Below are 16,770 nucleotides of genomic sequence, written 5' to 3'. Positions count from 1 at the left end.
CGTTCCTCGCTCCTCTAACCACTGTCGACGATCTGGTACGGCAGGGAGTCTAGGGCCTGCCTCACACGGGGTGGGGTTATCCCCCGTTCACTGAGACAAGGGCACCCCATGGCACCGGCGGGACGCGGGTTGGCAGGCTGTGCCGCATGAGCGTCGACATCCAGGCATCCGACCACGACCGGCCACCGCCCGTGCGCCCTGTCTTCAGTGTGGACACGTGGAAGGAAATCGCGTACCTGCTGACCAACCTTCCTGTGGCGATCACCGGATTCGTTTACACCGTGTTCATGATCGGAACGGCCGGCGGACTGTCCGTGACCGTGATCGGACTGCCGCTGCTCGCCGGCGGACTGTACCTGTCCCGCCAGACAGGACGGTTCGAACGGACCCGGGCGCGCGAGCTGCTCGGCGTACGCATGGAGGAACCCACGCCGATACCCGCCCCGGAGCGGGCCGGCGGGTTCTTCCCCTGGCTGTGGACGAGCATCAAGGACCCGGTGGCCTGGCGGACCGTGCTGTACTCGCTGGCCCGGCTGCCGTGGGGGATTCTGACCTTCACGGTGGTGCTGACCGGCCTGTTCGTCCTGTGGCCGGTACTCCCCTATGTGGTCCGGATGCTGGCCGATGCGGACCGGGCGATGGTACGGGTCATGCTGGCGCCGTCCGACGAGCTGGAGCGGCGGATCGCCGAGCTGGAGTCGGACCGGGGGGTCGTGGTCGACACGGCGGCGGCCGACCTGCGGCGGATCGAGCGGGACCTGCACGACGGGGCGCAGGCGCGGCTGGTGGCGCTGGCGATGGGGCTCGGGCTGGCGAAGGAGAAGCTGCTGGAGGACCCCGACGCGGCGGCGGCGATGGTCGACGAGGCGCACGGCGAAGTGAAGCTGGCGCTGCAGGAGCTGCGTGATCTGGCGCGCGGGATCCATCCGGCGGTGCTGACGGACCGCGGGCTGGACGCGGCGTTGTCGGCGGTGGCCTCGCGGTGCGTGGTGCCGGTCAAGGTGCAGGTGGACCTGGCGGTGCGGCCGGCCGAGGCGATCGAGGGGATCGCGTACTTCACGGTGTCGGAGCTGCTGCAGAACGTGAGCAAGCATGCGGGGGCGCGGAGTGCGGCGGTGGAGGTGTGGTGGGCGGCTCCGTCGGGCGGCTTGGGCTCGCGCTTGGGCTCGCGCTCGGGTGCTGGTGCTGGTGCCGGTGCTGGTGGGGGGCGGCTGATGATCCGGGTGTCGGATGACGGGCGGGGCGGGGCGCGGCTGGACCGTGGGACCGGGCTGGCGGGGCTGGCGGAGCGGTTGGGGGCGGTGGACGGGGTGTTCGTGCTGGACTCGCCGGAGGGCGGGGGGACGACGGTGACGGCGGAGCTGCCTTGGCGGGACCGGGGCTGAGCGGGGCGGGGCGGCCGGGGCGCCGCTCCGCTGCGCGGGGCCATTTCCCCACCCCGCCCCTTCCCGAAACCGGGGCTCCGCCCCGGACCCCGTAGACGTACCCGGGCTCCGCCCGCACCCCTGGGGCTCCGCCCCCGGCCCCGTTCCCGGCTCCGCCCGCACCCCCTCCCCCAGGCTCCGCCCCCCCCAGCGGGGTGGGGTTAACCCCCCGGTGAGGACGGCTACCTGCCTCATGGAGGGGGTGGGTGGGGGCGGGGGAAGGTGGGGGGCGACGGGTAGTCGGATGCGACAGGACGGGACGGGGTCGGGGACATGGGCAACGGCAGTGGGACGGTGGAGCGGGGGCCGCGGCGGTCGGCGGTGTTGCGGGCGCCGGTCGAGGGGCGGACCTGGCGGGAGTTCGGCTATCTGATGCTCGGGCTTCCCCTGAGCGTCCTGTACTTTTCGCTCGCCATCACCGGCATCAGCCTCGGCGCCGGCCTGCTCGTCACCTTCATCGGCCTCCCGGTACTCGCCGCGACACTCGTCATGTGCCGCGGCTTCGGAGCCTTCGAGCGCACCCGGGCCCGGCACCTGCTGCGCCTGGACGTCGCCGATCCCGAACCCGTACGGACCGGCAAGGACGGTGTGCTCGCCTGGATGGGCGCCGTGCTCAAAAGCGGCAGCGCCTGGCGGCATCTGCTCTACTCCCTCCTCCACTTCCCGTGGGCGGTCTTCGCCGCCACCCTCGCGCTGGTCCTCTGGACCTACGGCTGGGCCTTCCTGCTCTACCCGCTGTGGTTCTGGGTCTTCCCGGTCTTCACCGAGCAGTCCGGACTCCAGGTGTTCCAGAACGACGACTACACCTTCCACCTCGCCGGTTTCGGGGGAGTCACCCTGACCTGCCTGACCGGGCTGGCCCTGACCCTGGTCACCCCGTATGTGATCCGCGCGCTGGTCACCGTGGACGGACTGCTGGTCACAGGCCTGCTCGGACCGTCCCGGCTGGCCCACCGGGTCACCGAGCTGGAGTCGGACCGCGGGATCGTGGTCGACACCGCCGCCGCCGATCTGCGGCGGATCGAGCGCGATCTGCACGACGGCGCGCAGGCCCGGCTGGTCGCCCTCGCCATGGACCTGGGGCTCGCCAGGGAGAAGCTGACCGAGGACCCGAAGGCAGCCGCCCGGATGGTCGACGAGGCACACGGCGAGGTGAAGATCGCCCTCCAGGAGCTGCGCGATCTGGCCCGCGGCATCCACCCGGCGGTGCTGACCGACCGCGGGCTGGACGCCGCCCTGTCCTCGGTGGCCTCCCGCTGCACGGTGCCGGTCCGGGTGGCGGTGGAGCTGCCCGCGCGGCCGGCCGCCGCGATCGAGGGGATCGCGTACTTCACGGTCTCCGAGCTGCTGCAGAACATCAGCAAGCACGCGCAGGCCCGGACCGCCTCGGTGGACGTGTGGAAGTCCGGCGAGCGGCTGCTGATCCAGGTCGCGGACGACGGCCGGGGCGGGGCGAGCACCTCGGCCGGCAGCGGCCTGGCGGGGCTGGGCGAGCGGCTGGGCGCGGTGGACGGCGTCCTGCTCATGGAGTCCCCGGCCGGCGGCGGGACGACCGTGATCGCCGAGTTGCCCTGGCGGGACTGACCACCGGGCGACCGGGCAACCGGGGACACCCAGTCCCTTGAACCGGCCGGGCCTGCGGGCTCCGGCCGGTTCCGTGTGCGTACCGCCGTGCGGCGACGTCCCCTGTCCGGCCGTGTGCGGCGTTCCGACCTGGATCTCCACTCGTGCTTAAGGCTGGCCCTGTCCGGGACGCGAGGCTGGGATGCTTGGCTCAGCCAATGCCGGAAACGAGTACACGCAGGAGCTGCTGAAACGTGGAAGACAGGGTGCGGGTGGTCATCGCCGAGGATTCAGTGCTGCTCCGTGAAGGCCTGACCCGGCTGCTGACCGACCGGGGGCATGACGTCGTTGCGGGCGTCGGGGACGCAGAAGCCCTGCTCAAGACGGTCGCCGGGCTGGCGGCCGAGAAGGCGCTGCCGGATGTGGTGGTGGCGGATGTCCGGATGCCCCCCACGCATACGGACGAAGGGGTACGGGCGGCCGTGCGGCTGCGCCGGGACCATCCCGGCATCGGGGTACTGGTCCTGTCGCAGTATGTGGAGGAGCAGTACGCCACCGAACTCCTGGCCGGTTCGAGCACCGGGGTGGGGTATCTGCTGAAGGACCGGGTGGCCGACGTGCGCGAGTTCACCGAGGCTGTGGTGCGGGTGGCCCGGGGCGGTACCGCGCTGGACCCCGAGGTGGTGGCCCAGCTGCTGGGCCGCAGCCGGAAGCAGGATGTTCTTGCGGGACTGACCCCCCGTGAGAGCGAAGTGCTGGCCCTGATGGCCGAAGGCCGCACGAATTCCGCGATCGCGAAACAGCTGGTGGTCAGCGATGGAGCGGTCGAGAAGCATGTCAGCAATATCTTCATGAAGCTCGGCCTCTCGCCGAGTGACGGGGATCACCGGCGCGTGCTGGCGGTCCTCACCTATCTGAATTCCTGATCAACTGACATTCTGTCAGCTATTGGCAAATTGAACCGGCCGTCTCAAAAAGCCGTCCAGAATATGAGCGACCCGATGAAGGTCATCCTTACGGACGTAGGGTTGGCCTTGGGGCGCCAGCCTCGAAGGAGGTCCAGTTCAGTGACCAGCCAGGTCAGTAGCCCAGCCGAGCAGTCCGACGGAGCAGGAGGGGCCGTGGTCGGCGGGCAGCGCACGCCGGCGGGCCCCGGTGGCAAGGAAATCCGCCGCCTCGACCGTGTGATCATCCGTTTTGCGGGTGACTCCGGCGACGGAATGCAGCTCACCGGTGACCGGTTCACTTCGGAGACCGCGTCGTTCGGAAACGACCTTTCCACGCTGCCGAACTTCCCCGCCGAGATCCGCGCCCCTGCCGGCACCCTTCCGGGTGTCTCCTCCTTCCAGCTGCACTTCGCCGATCACGACATCCTGACGCCGGGCGACGCCCCGAACGTCCTGGTGGCGATGAATCCGGCGGCCTTGAAGGCGAACATCGGCGATGTGCCGCGCGGCGCGGAGATCATCATCAACACCGATGAGTTCACCAAGCGCCCGATGGCCAAGGTCGGCTACGAGACCTCCCCGCTGGAGGACGGCTCGCTGGACGCGTTCAACGTCCACCCGGTGCCCCTGACCACCCTGACGGTCGAGGCTCTGAAGGACTTCGGGCTCTCCCGCAAGGAGGCCGAGCGCAGCAAGAACATGTTCGCGCTGGGGCTGCTGTCCTGGATGTACCACCGGCCCACCGAGGGCACGGAGAAGTTCCTGCGGCAGAAGTTCGCCAAGAAGCCGGACATCGCCGAGGCGAACATCGTCGCCTTCCGGGCCGGCTGGAACTTCGGCGAGACCACCGAGGACTTCGCGGTCTCCTACGAGGTCGCCCCGGCCACCCGGGCCTTCCCGCCCGGCACCTACCGGAACATCTCCGGCAACCTGGCCCTCTCGTACGGGCTCATCACCGCAGGTCAGCAGGCCGATCTGCCGCTCTACCTGGGCTCGTACCCGATCACCCCGGCCTCGGACATCCTGCACGAGCTCTCCAAGCACAAGAACTTCGGCGTCCGCACCTTCCAGGCCGAGGACGAGATCGCCGGCATCGGTGCCGCACTCGGCGCGGCCTTCGGCGGGGCGCTCGCCGTGACCACCACCTCCGGCCCCGGAGTGGCGCTGAAGTCCGAGACCATCGGTCTGGCGGTCTCCCTGGAGCTGCCGCTGCTGATCGTCGACATCCAGCGCGGCGGTCCCTCCACCGGTCTGCCCACCAAGACCGAGCAGGCCGACCTGCTCCAGGCCATGTACGGGCGCAACGGCGAGGCCCCGGTCCCGATCGTGGCCCCGAAGACCCCGGCGGACTGCTTCGACGCCGCCCTGGACGCGGCCCGGATCGCCCTGACCTACCGGACCCCGGTCTTCCTGCTCTCCGACGGCTATCTGGCCAACGGCTCCGAGCCCTGGCGGATCCCGGACCTCGAAGACCTCCCCGACCTGCGCGTCCGGTTCGCCTCCGGGCCGAACCACGAGCTGGCGGACGGCACCGAGGTCTTCTGGCCGTACAAGCGCGACCCCGAGACGCTGGCCCGCCCGTGGGCGGTCCCCGGCACCCCGGGGCTGGAGCACCGGATCGGCGGCATCGAAAAGCAGGACGGCACGGGCAACATCTCCTACGACCCGGCCAACCACGACTTCATGGTCCGCACCCGGCAGGCCAAGGTCGATGGCATCGAGGTCCCGGACCTGGACGTGGACGACCCGGACGGGGCCCGCACGCTCGTCCTGGGCTGGGGTTCCACCTACGGGCCGATCACGGCCGCGGTCCGGCGGCTGCGGATCGCCGGAGTCCCGATCGCACAGACCCATCTGCGCCACCTCAACCCCTTCCCGAGGAATCTCGGGGAGGTCCTGAAGCGTTACGACAAGGTAGTGGTGCCGGAGATGAACCTCGGGCAGCTCGCCATGCTGATCCGGGCGAAGTACCTGGTCGATGCGCAGTCGTACACGCAGGTGAACGGAATGCCCTTCAAGGCGGAGCAGCTCGCGACGGTTCTCAAGGAGGCCATCAATGACTGAGACGGCGGCTGCACCGGCCGGCCATTCCCTGCTCTCCCTGGTCCCCAAGGCCGAGGCCCGGCAGTCCATGAAGGACTTCAAGTCGGACCAGGAGGTTCGATGGTGCCCGGGCTGCGGTGACTACGCGGTCCTGGCAGCCGTGCAGGGCTTCATGCCCGAGCTGGGGCTGGCCAAGGAGAACATCGTCTTCGTATCCGGAATCGGATGTTCCTCGCGGTTCCCGTACTACATGAACACGTACGGGATGCACTCCATCCACGGTCGCGCCCCGGCCATCGCCACCGGGCTGGCCTCCTCCCGCCGCGACCTGAGCGTGTGGGTGGTCACCGGTGACGGCGACGCGCTGTCCATCGGCGGAAACCACCTGATCCACGCCCTGCGGCGAAACGTCAACCTCAAGATCCTGCTGTTCAACAACCGGATCTACGGTCTGACCAAGGGCCAGTACTCACCCACCTCCGAGGTCGGCAAGATCACCAAGTCGACCCCGATGGGCTCCCTGGACGCGCCCTTCAACCCGGTGTCCCTGGCGCTCGGCGCCGAGGCCTCCTTCGTGGCGCGCACGGTGGACTCGGACCGCAAGCACCTGACCGAGGTGCTCCGGGCAGCCGCCGACCACCCGGGCACGGCGCTGGTGGAGATCTACCAGAACTGCAACATCTTCAACGACGGCGCGTTCGAGGTCCTCAAGGACAACGAGCAGGCGCTGGACGCCGTGATCCGGCTGGAGCACGGGCAGCCGATCCGGTTCGGCGCGGACGGCGGCAAGGGCGTGGTCCGGGATCCGGCCACCGGCGACCTCCAGGTCGTGGCGGTCACCCCGGAGAACGAGGGGCGGATCCTGGTCCACGATGCGCACAGCGCCTCGCCGACCACCGCTTTCGCGCTGTCCCGGCTCGCCGACCCGGACACCCTGCACCAGACCCCCATCGGGGTGTTCCGCAGTGTGGAGCGCCCGGTCTACGACACGCAGATGGCGGACCAGCTGGACACCGCCATCGAGCGGTTCGGCAAGGGCGACCTGGGCCGGCTGCTGACCGGCAACGACACCTGGACGGTCATCGGCTGACCGCCTGCCGCCTGCACGTCCCCGGACGGGCCCGGAGCTCTGGATGAGCTCCGGGCCCGTTCCCGTTCTGCCGTCTGCCGTCTGCCCCCCCCAGGCGCTTGACGATGTCATGAGTGTCACTGTTGACGGCCATGACATTCGGGGCGTCCGGCGCTACCGTCGAGAGGTTGGCCGGAATACGCCTGCACCACCCAGGAGGGCCCGTGAAAGCGGAGAACGAGCAGCGCACGGGTCTGCTCTACGGAATCGGCGCCTATGGAATGTGGGGGCTGGTCCCCCTCTTCTGGCCGCTCCTCAAGCCCTCCGACGCCGTCGAGATCCTGGCCCACCGCATGGTGTGGTCCGTGGCGGTCCTGGGCGTCATCCTGCTCGCGCTGCGCCGCTGGAGCTGGATACGCACCCTCGTCCAGCAGCCCCGCAAGCTCGCCCTGACCTCCCTGGCCGCCGCCCTCATCACGGTGAACTGGGGCGTCTACATCTGGGCGGTCAACAACGGCCAGGTGGTCGAGGCCAGCCTGGGCTACTTCATCAACCCGCTCGTCACCATCGGGATGGGCGTCCTGGTCCTCGGCGAGCGGCTGCGGCCCGCCCAGTGGACGGCCGTCGGCATCGGCGCCGCCGCCGTGCTGGTGCTCGCCATCGGCTACGGCCGCCCGCCGTGGATCTCCCTGGTGCTCGCCTGCTCCTTCGCCACGTACGGGCTGATCAAGAAGAAGATCAACATGGGCGGGGTGGAGTCCCTGGCCGCCGAGACCGCCATCCTGTTCCTGCCCGCCCTCGGCTACCTGCTGTGGCTGGGCGGCCGGGACCAGCTGACCTTCGGCTCCGAGGGCGCCGGCCATGCCGCGCTGCTCGCCGCCACCGGCCTGGTCACCGCGCTGCCGCTGATCTGCTTCGGCGCCGCGGCCATCCGGGTCCCGCTCTCCACCCTCGGGCTGCTCCAGTACCTGGCACCGGTGTTCCAGTTCGCCCTCGGCGTCGTCTACTTCCACGAGGCGATGCCGCCCGAGCGCTGGGCCGGTTTCGGCCTGGTGTGGGTGGCGCTGGCGCTGCTCACCTGGGACGCGCTGCGGGCGGCGCGGCGCACCCGGCCCCCGCTGGAGGCGGCGCCGCTCGAACCGCTCCCGTCCCAGCCGGCGCAGCCCGCCTAGCGGCTCCATCCGCGTAACCGAACATCCTCCGTCCCGCAGTCGCCCGTACGCATCACGCGTGCGGGTGATTGTCCGTTAAGCGAACCACCGTGACCGGATTACGCTCTTGACGGATAGTCACACTCTCGCTGAACATCGGGCTCGCACAGACGCTCTATCCCCGCACGTTTCCGTTCCATCCCCGTTCGGAATCCCGGAGCCCCCACATGAGTCTGTCCGTTCCACGACGCCCTGCCGTCCTCGCCGCCGCCGCGCTCGCGGTCGGCAGCCTGGTCGCCGCCGCCGCTCCCACCGCGCTCGCCGCCCCCTCTGCGGTCACCGCCCCGTCAGCGGTCGCCGCGGCACCGACCCCGCCGGACATCCCGGTGGCCAACGTCAAGGCACACCTCCAGCAGTTCTCCACCATCGCCGCCAACAACGGCGGCAACCGCGCCCACGGGCGGCCGGGCTACAAGGCCTCGGTCGACTACGTGAAGGCCCAGCTGGACGCCGCAGGGTTCACCACCACCCTGCAGACGTTCACCACCAGCGGTGCGACCGGCTACAACCTGATCGCCGACTGGCCGGGCGGCGACCCCAATTCGGTGCTGATGGCCGGCGCGCACCTGGACGGCGTCACCTCCGGCCCGGGCATCAACGACAACGGATCGGGTTCGGCGGCTCTGCTGGAGAACGCCCTGGCGGTTTCGCGAGCCGGCCTCCAGCCCACCAAGCACCTGCGGTTCGGCTGGTGGGGCGCGGAGGAGCTCGGGCTGATCGGCTCGAAGTACTACGTCAACAACCTGCCGGCCGCCGAGCGGTCGAAGCTCTCGGGCTACCTGAACTTCGACATGATCGCCTCGCTGAACGCGGGCTACTTCGTCTATGACGACGACCCCGCGATCGAGCAGACCTTCAAGAACTACTTCTCGGGCATCGGCGTCCCGACGGAAATAGAGACCGAGGGCGACGGACGGTCGGACCACGCCTCGTTCAAGAACGTGGGCATCCCGGTCGGCGGCCTGTTCACCGGCGCCAGCCGGACGAAGTCCGCGGCCCAGGCCCAGAAGTGGGGCGGCACCGCCGGCCAGGCCTTCGACCGCTGCTACCACTCCGCCTGCGACACCCTGGCGAGCGTCAACGACACCGCCCTGGACCGCAACAGCGACGCCATCGCCTACGCCCTGTGGAACCTGGGCGCGGGCACCCCGGTGCCGCCCGGGAAGTCCTTCGAGAACACCGCGGACGTGAACATCCCGGACTCCCCCGCTGCCGCGGTGAACTCGCCGATCACGGTCTCCGGTGTCGCGGGCAACGCCCCGGCCACCACCAAGGTGGACGTGAACATCGTCCACACCTACCGCGGTGACCTGGTGGTCGACCTGGTCGCCCCGGACGGGACCGTCTACAACCTGCACAACCGCAGCGGCGGCAGCGCCGACAACCTCGTCCAGTCCTACACCGTCAACGCCTCCTCCGAGGTCGCCGACGGGATCTGGAAGCTCCAGGTCAAGGACACGGCCGCGCAGGACATCGGCTACATCAACAGCTGGAAGATCACCTTCTGATCTCCGAGCCGCCACCACCGGAGCCGTCGCCGAGCACCGCCGGCGGCGGCTCCTGGATCTGGGCGCGCAGCTCCTCGGCCACCGCGGCGATGTCCGCCCGGCCCTTCTTCGCGGCCTCCACCAGATCACCGAGCGCTTCCGGCGAAGGCAGTTGCCTGGCCCCGGCCACCCGCAGGTACGAGCGGGTGGCCGCGGCGGCGTAGAACTCGTTCATCGGGGATTCCAGCGCGGGGCACACGGCCAGCGTGTGCAGGAAGGCGGCTGCCCGCCAGGCCGTGTCCGGAGCCGGCTGTTCGGGAACGAGCACCAGGTCGTTCTGGTGCCGCGCCACCGCAGCCGCCACTCCGGACGGATCCCACACGGCGGGATCGGACGGGAGGTGGTGGGCGAGTGCGGTCCAGGCCCACTCCATGGTGATCTTCAATTCCCGAACCGCTCCTGGAAGTAGCCCCAGTGATCGGCGAACTCCTCTATCCCGGAGAGGAAGTTCCTCCGGTCCTCGTCCAGTTCGCGCTCGGTGACCTCGGTGATCATCGCGGTGACCGTCGTGCCCAGTGCCGCCGCACGCGCCTTGAGGCGCTCGTGGAACTCTTCGTCCAGGCGGATGGTGACGTGTCTCGACATGCCCCTCACCGTACAGCGGCGTTGCTGTACGCAATACGGGAACGGCCAAAGGGTGGCCCGGGACACAGGTCCCGGGCCACCCTCGGTGCAGGCGTGGCTACTTGTCGGCGTTGGCCGTCTTCACCAGCTGGTCCTTGGTGACCGCGCCGATGTAGACCTTGCCGTCGTCCGTGATCAGGGCGTTGACCAGACGGGTCGAGAAGATCCGGCCCTCACCGAACTTGCCGGTGGCCTTGTCCCCGAGGGAGTCGAGGAACTGCTTGGCCTCCTTGGGCGCGTTCTTGTCGTTCTCCAGCTCCTTGAGGCCCTTGCCCGTGCCGGAGTCGATCCGGGCGACCGAGGCCCAGCCCTCGCCGAGGACCTTCATCTCGCCGCCGCCCTTGCCGTCCAGCGCCCCGCCGGTCAGACCGTCCAGGCCCGGGATGGACTCCAGGCCCTTGAACTCCTTGCCGTCCTTGCCGTGCTCGGAGTCGCCCTCGATCACCTTCGCGCCCTTGGGCGGGGTGAAGGCGAAGGTGTCGGCGGCCGGCTTCTTGAAATCGACCTGGGTGAAGCCCGCGTCGACGATCGGCTTGCCGCCCTTGTCGGACAGCAGCTGGAAGCGCAGCGGCACGCCGTTCTTCGCGTCCACCGCGATCCGCACCGAGTCCACGGTGGAACCGGACTGCTTGGGCTTGAGCACCAGCTGGTAGGCGTCCCGCCCGGCGACCTGCGCGGTGTCGCCGACGGTGACCTCCGTGGTGGTGCCGGCCGCCTTCAGGGCCTCCTCGGCCAGCTGCTTGGGCGTGGCCGGCAGCCGCTCCGCGGTCTTGCGCTCCGGGGCAGCCGCTGCCTCGTCCGCCTTCTCGTGGTACACCTCGTTGGACTTGCTGTCGTACCCCCACACGTCCTTGCCGTTGTGGGTGAGGCTGTACTCGTCCTTGCCGTCCAGGAAGGTCAGCTTCTGGCGGTCCGGGCCATCGGCGGCGATCTTGAAGGTGTGGGTCCCCGAGGCGAGCTGGGCCACCTTGTCCGTCGGGTCCGCCGATCCGCCGGCCACCCCGCCGCCCCCGCCGAGCAGTCCGCCCGCAAGCTTCGGCAGACCGAGATCCGTGCTGATCTTGGCGGTGCCCGACAGCTGCTCCACGTCCGAGGCGGCGATCTTCTCGATCAGCTCCTGAGCCGTGATCTTCGGCAGGTCGGGGCCGCCCGCGTTCGCGAAGGCCGGGACCAGTGCGACGGTCGCGCCGACCACGCCGATCACCGCGACCGGTACGGCGTACCGCGCGGCCTTGCGGAAAGTCTTCGTGTTCGCTGCCATGTCAGTGCCCTGCCCTCTGTGTCTGTGGCGGCGACCCCCGTGTCGCCACGCTCACCCGATGCGGTGGGGTTGTTGCATCCATCTGACCAAACCGGGCACCCGGGGCGCGTCAGTCCGCGGAGCCAATTCGCGTACGACCGTGGGATGACACGAAAGGGCCCTTGCTCCCTCATCCCGTAGGGGGTGGCAAGGGCCCGTCGCACCGCCGGGAGAACTACCCGGCGCGGTGCACCACCGCGTCGCACAGCTCTTCCAGCGCGGACTTCGCAAAGCACTCGGGCAGCGGGGCCAGCATGGCGCGGGCGTCCTCCGCGTACCGGACGGTGTCCCGGCGGGCCTGCTCCAGCGCCGGGTGGACGCGCAGCCGGGCCAGGGCCTCGGCGTGCCGGGCGTCGTCCGTCAGATCGCTCTCGAGCAGGGCGACGAGCTCCAGGTCCTCGGCCTTGCCGTCCCGGGCGGCCATCTCGCGCAGCCGCAGCACGGGCAGGGTCGGGATGCCCTCGCGCAGGTCGGTGCCGGGGGTCTTGCCGGACTCGTGGGAGTCGGAGGCGATGTCGAGGACGTCGTCGGCCAGCTGGAAGGCGGTGCCGAGGCGTTCGCCGTACTGGGTGAGGATGTCGACGACCGACTCGTCGGCACCGGACATCAGCGCGCCGAACCGGCCGGATACGGCGATCAGCGAGCCGGTCTTGCCGGCGATGACGTCGAGGTAGTGGGCGACCGGGTCACGGCCGTCGCGCGGGCCGGCGGTCTCCAGGATCTGCCCCGTCACCAGCCGCTCGAAGGCCTCGGCCTGGATGCGGACGGCCTCCGGGCCGAGGTCGGCCAGGATGTGCGAGGCCCGGGCGAACAGGAAGTCACCCGTCAGCACGGCCACCGAGTTGCCCCAGCGGGCGTTGGCGCTGGCCACCCCGCGGCGCACGTCCGCCTCGTCCATGACGTCGTCGTGGTAGAGGGTGGCGAGGTGGGTGAGCTCCACCACCACGGCGGAGGGCACGATTCCGGGTGCATGCGGATCCCCGAACCGGGAGGCCAGCATCACCAGCAGCGGCCGGAAGCGCTTGCCTCCGGCGCGCACCAGGTGCTGTGCGGCCTCGGTGATGAAGGGGACCTCACTCTTGGTGGCCTCCAGCAGACCCGCCTCCACGGCCGCCAGTCCGGCCTGGACATCGGTCTCAAGAGCCTGGTCCCGCACGCTCAGTCCGAACGGCCCGACGACGGTCACGAGGGGTACTCCTGTCTGCTGCCGATCACGGTGACGATCACCTGGATTGTCGATGTGTCGCTGCCTTCGCTCAAGCCAGCGTATCCCGTCCATTTTCGATCACGGTGAGGGCCCGGCGGTCCAGGTGGGGTCCGCGTTCTGCACACCACCCGAAGGGCACCGGTATGTTCTTGGGAGGCCTATAACGACCGGAGAATACGTTTTGTCCAGAATTGAGACTGGCATAGAACCGGCAGAACCGTCAGAACCGGCGGCACCGGTGGACCCCGAAGCCGACCAGCCGCCGCCCGCCGACGACCACGCCTTCCTCGGACACCCCCGGGGCCTGGCCACCCTGTCCGGGCTGGAGGTCTGGGAACGCTTCTCGTTCCTGGGCATGCAGGCCATCCTCGTCCTGTACTTCGCGGACACCGTGGCCAACGGCGGCCTGGGCATGGACCCCGGCACCGCCGCATCCGTCTCGGCGGCCTACGGAACCCTGGTCTACCTGGTCTCCATCGCCGGCGGATGGCTCGCCGACCGGATGCTCGGCTCCTACCGGGCCGTCCTGTGGGGCGGCATCCTCATCGCCTGCGGCCACTACGCCATGGCCGTCCCGACCACCGCCATGACCTGGGCCGGCCTCGGCCTGATCAGCGCCGGCACCGGCCTGCTCAAGCCCAATGTCGCCGGCATGGTCGGCAAGCTCTACCGGACGGCGGACGAGCGGCGCGACGCCGGCTTCGCCCTCTACTACATGGGCATAAACATCGGCGCCTTCGCCGGCCCGCTGGTCACCGCCTGGCTCGGCGAGCACAAGGGCTGGCACTGGGGCTTCTCGGCCGCCGCCCTCGGCATGACCGCCGGACTGGTGCAGTACGTACGGGGCCGCCGCCATCTGGCCGGACGGAAGCACTCGGCCGAGTTCCCCCTCGCCCCCGACGCCATGCGCCGCGCCCTGTGGACCATCGCCGGCGGCCTGCTCGCCCTGTCCGCGCTCTGCGCTCTGCTCGCCGCCGCCGGGTGGCTGACCATGGACCGCTTCGTCGACGTCCTCACCCTCGCCTCGGTGATCGCGCCCGTCGTCTACTTCACCCTGATGTTCCGCAGCCCCCAGGTCAGCGCCGAGGAGCGCGGCCGGCTGCGCCCGTACGTGGTGCTCTTCCTCGCCTCGGTCGCCTTCAACTTCATCCTCTTCCAGGCGTACTCCACGATGATGCTGCTCGCCTCGACCAACGCCCGCACCACCATCCTCGGCTTCGACTTCCCGGCCGGCTGGTACGCCTCCGCGCTCGGCGCCTTCGAGGTGGCGCTGGCCCCGGTGGTGGCGGCCGTCTGGGTCCGGATGGGCCGCCGCCAGCCGCACGCCTCCAACAAGATCGCCTTCGGGGTGATCCTGGGCGGCCTGTCCTTCCTGCTGATGGTGATCCCCACCTCCGGGCACGCCACGGACACCTACCGGATGGCCGCCTGGTGGATCGTCGGCTCCTACCTGCTGCTCGGCCTGGGCGACGTCCTGCTCCAGACCTCCGGCATGTCCGCCAGCAGCAAGCTCGCCCCCAAGGCCTTCAGCAGCCAGACCATGGCCCTGTGGTTCCTCTCGCTGGCCCTGGCCAACGGCATCCAGGCCCAGGTCGTGAAGGTGTACGGCCAGGTGTCCAACCCCGTGTACTTCGGGGTGAACGGCGCCGTCGCGGTGGCCGTCGGCCTGGCCGTGATCGCCCTCGCACCGTGGCTCAAGCGCACCATGCACCCCGTTCACTGAGGCTTCGAGGTCGCCGATGATCATCCGTACCGAGTTCCCCCACGAGACCATGCACGACGACGTCCGGATCCCGATGCGGGACGGCACCGAGCTCTACGCGCGGATCTGGCGCCCGGTCACCGCCGAACCGGTGCCGGCGCTGCTGGAGTACCTGCCGTACCGGCTGACCGACTGGACCGCACCCCGGGACTGGCAGCGGCACCCCTGGTACGCCGGGCACGGCTACGCCTCCGTACGGGTGGACGTGCGCGGGCACGGCAACAGCGACGGCCGCCCGGGCGACGAGTACGACGCGCAGGAACTCGCCGACGGGGTCGCGGTCGTCGAATGGCTGGCCGCCCAGCCCTGGTGCACCGGCTCGGTCGGCATGTTCGGCATCTCCTGGGGCGGCTTCAACTCCCTCCAGATCGCCGCCCTCGCCCCCGAGCCGCTGAAGGCGGTCGTCACCGTCTGCTCCACCGACGACCGCTACGACAACGACGTCCACTACATGGGCGGCTCGGTGCTGGCCGTGGACATGCACGCCTGGGCGGCCACCATGCTGGCCTTCACCGCCCGCCCGCCGGACCCGCTGTACGCGGGCGAGGGCTGGCGGGAGCAGTGGCTGTCCCGCCTGGAATCCATGGAACCCCTGATCCACACCTGGCTGTCCCACCAGACCCGGGACGACTACTGGAAGCACGGCAGCGTCTGCGAGGACTACGGGGCGATCCAAGCGGCCGTGCTCGCGGTCGGCGGCTGGCACGACCCGTACCGGGACACGGTCCTCCGGCTCGCCGAACACCTGCCGGCCGACCGGGTCCGCGGCCTGATCGGGCCCTGGTCCCACCAGTACCCGGACCGCGGACTGCCGCCCGGCCCGGCGATCGGCTTCCTCCAGGAGACCCTGCGCTGGTGGGACCACTGGCTGAAGGGGGCCGACAACGGGGTCATGGACGAGCCGCTGCTGCGCTCCTGGATCAGCGACTCGCACCCGCCGCGCACGGTCTACCAGGAGCTGCCCGGCCACTGGGCCGCCGACCCCGCCTGGCCCTCGCCGAACGTCACGCCGACGGCGTACGCCCTCCAGGGCGAGCCGGTGCAGGTGCGCTCCCCGCAGCACACCGGGGCGGACGCGGGCCGGTTCTTCCCCTTCGGCAACGACGCGGATCTGCCCCCGGACCAGCGGGAGGAGGACGCGAAGTCGGCCTGCTTCGAGTTCCCGGTACCGGACGGCTCCGCCGTGGAGGTGCTGGGCCGCCCCTCGGTGACGGTCCGCCTCCGCATGGACGTCCCGTACGGGCAGGTGATCGCCCGGCTCTGCGACGTCGCCCCCGACGGGTCCTCGACCCTGGTCACCCGGGGCGCGCTCAACCTGTCGGCGCGGACGGGCCGGGACCGGGCGGTGCCCTGGCCCGCCGGGGCCTGGGAGGAGGTCTCCTTCGAGCTCAACGGCATCGGCCACTCCTTCCCGCCCGGCCACCGCATCCGGCTGGCCCTCTCCTCCGCGTACTGGCCGTGGATCTGGCCGCGGGCCGGCTCGGAGGCGGGCTGGACGGTGGACCCGGCGGGCAGCACCCTGACCCTGCCGGTGCGGTCCCCTTCGGCGGAGGCGGCGACGGCGGACGGCTCGGTCGCGTTCGAGGCACCGGAACAGTCGGAGCCGCTGGGCGTGTCCTTCCCCGTCACCCTGGACGAGCCCCGTCCGGAACGGCTGGTGGTACGGGACGTGGCCCGCGGGATGTGGCGGCTGGAGGTGGACCCCCGGTACGGGGGCACCCGGGTGTACCCGGACGGCCTGGAGTTCGGCGAGGACGCGTCCGAGGTGTACGAGATCCAGGAGTCGGACCCGCTGTCGGCGCGGGCCCGCTCGGAGTGGCGGATCCGGCTGCACCGGCCGGAGCTGGGCTGGGACGCCCGGGTGGAGACCCGGTCGGAGACCTGGTGCGACGAGGGCGGCTTCCTGACCTCGAACGAGGTGGTGTGCCGGGAGGGCGGGGAGGTGGTGTTCCACCGCACCTGGGAACGCCGGCTGCCGCGCGCGGCAGGCTGAGCCGGGGCCCTGCGGGGCACCCGGGCTGCGCGCCGGACCCGTTACCCGGGCTGCGCCCGGACCCGCCCCCGGCCCCGGGA

13 protein-coding genes are annotated in these 16,770 nt (G+C 70.5%); 9 read left to right on the top strand and 4 right to left on the bottom strand.

Going from position 1 to position 16,770, the window contains the following annotated elements:
- Positions 1–146 precede the first annotated feature (146 nt).
- From DEJ50_RS19125 to DEJ50_RS19095, 7 genes are all read left to right on the top strand, one after another.
- The gene (locus DEJ50_RS19125; protein ID WP_150209193.1) at positions 147–1,385 is read left to right on the top strand and encodes a sensor histidine kinase; all 1,239 of its coding nucleotides are present in this window, start codon (positions 147–149) and stop codon (positions 1,383–1,385) included.
- A gap of 312 nt (positions 1,386–1,697) precedes the next feature.
- On the top strand, positions 1,698–3,008 hold the full coding sequence (locus tag DEJ50_RS19120; RefSeq protein ID WP_150209192.1) for a sensor histidine kinase: 1,311 nt from the start codon (positions 1,698–1,700) through the stop codon (positions 3,006–3,008).
- 245 nt (positions 3,009–3,253) lie between these two features.
- A complete protein-coding gene (locus tag DEJ50_RS19115) occupies positions 3,254–3,913 on the top strand; it encodes a response regulator transcription factor (RefSeq protein ID WP_317852586.1) in 660 nt (219 codons plus the stop codon).
- Between the two features lie 141 nt (positions 3,914–4,054).
- The gene (locus tag DEJ50_RS19110) at positions 4,055–5,998 is read left to right on the top strand and encodes a 2-oxoacid:acceptor oxidoreductase subunit alpha (RefSeq protein ID WP_150209190.1); all 1,944 of its coding nucleotides are present in this window, start codon (positions 4,055–4,057) and stop codon (positions 5,996–5,998) included.
- The gene (locus DEJ50_RS19105) at positions 5,991–7,067 is read left to right on the top strand and encodes a 2-oxoacid:ferredoxin oxidoreductase subunit beta (RefSeq protein WP_150209189.1); all 1,077 of its coding nucleotides are present in this window, start codon (positions 5,991–5,993) and stop codon (positions 7,065–7,067) included. Before DEJ50_RS19110 ends, DEJ50_RS19105 begins: the two co-directional genes overlap by 8 nt.
- Before the next feature lie 203 nt (positions 7,068–7,270).
- Positions 7,271–8,218, top strand: a complete 948-nt coding sequence (gene rarD / locus DEJ50_RS19100) for an EamA family transporter RarD (protein WP_150209188.1) — start codon at positions 7,271–7,273, stop codon at positions 8,216–8,218.
- 206 nt (positions 8,219–8,424) lie between these two features.
- A complete protein-coding gene (locus tag DEJ50_RS19095) occupies positions 8,425–9,765 on the top strand; it encodes a M28 family metallopeptidase (RefSeq protein ID WP_150209187.1) in 1,341 nt (446 codons plus the stop codon).
- On the opposite strand, the gene DEJ50_RS19090 is transcribed toward DEJ50_RS19095, so the two are convergent.
- From DEJ50_RS19090 to DEJ50_RS19075, 4 genes are all read right to left on the bottom strand, one after another.
- Positions 9,755–10,189 (bottom strand): hypothetical protein, encoded by a 435-nt coding sequence (locus DEJ50_RS19090; protein ID WP_223837822.1) that lies wholly within the window; start codon positions 10,187–10,189, stop codon positions 9,755–9,757. The genes DEJ50_RS19095 and DEJ50_RS19090 overlap by 11 nt on opposite strands.
- Positions 10,186–10,389, bottom strand: a complete 204-nt coding sequence (locus DEJ50_RS19085; protein WP_223837821.1) for a plasmid partition protein ParG — start codon at positions 10,387–10,389, stop codon at positions 10,186–10,188. Before DEJ50_RS19085 ends, DEJ50_RS19090 begins: the two co-directional genes overlap by 4 nt.
- Before the next feature lie 97 nt (positions 10,390–10,486).
- Positions 10,487–11,689, bottom strand: a complete 1,203-nt coding sequence (locus DEJ50_RS19080) for a LolA family protein (RefSeq protein ID WP_150209185.1) — start codon at positions 11,687–11,689, stop codon at positions 10,487–10,489.
- A 214-nt stretch (positions 11,690–11,903) separates the two neighbouring features.
- Positions 11,904–12,914 (bottom strand): polyprenyl synthetase family protein, encoded by a 1,011-nt coding sequence (locus DEJ50_RS19075; RefSeq protein ID WP_150209184.1) that lies wholly within the window; start codon positions 12,912–12,914, stop codon positions 11,904–11,906.
- 259 nt (positions 12,915–13,173) lie between these two features.
- Between DEJ50_RS19075 and DEJ50_RS19070 the strand changes: the two genes are divergently transcribed.
- A complete protein-coding gene (locus DEJ50_RS19070) occupies positions 13,174–14,658 on the top strand; it encodes a peptide MFS transporter (RefSeq protein WP_150209183.1) in 1,485 nt (494 codons plus the stop codon).
- Between the two features lie 16 nt (positions 14,659–14,674).
- Positions 14,675–16,690 carry a CocE/NonD family hydrolase gene (locus tag DEJ50_RS19065; RefSeq protein WP_150209182.1) on the top strand — a complete coding sequence of 672 codons (2,016 nt, stop codon included), beginning with the start codon at positions 14,675–14,677 and terminating at the stop codon, positions 16,688–16,690.
- Positions 16,691–16,770 lie beyond the last annotated feature (80 nt).

This window comes from Streptomyces venezuelae, from assembly GCF_008642295.1.
In the GTDB taxonomy this organism is placed as follows: Bacteria; Actinomycetota; Actinomycetes; order Streptomycetales; family Streptomycetaceae; genus Streptomyces; species Streptomyces venezuelae_C.
This window is presented reverse-complemented; position numbering and strand designations above follow the sequence as displayed.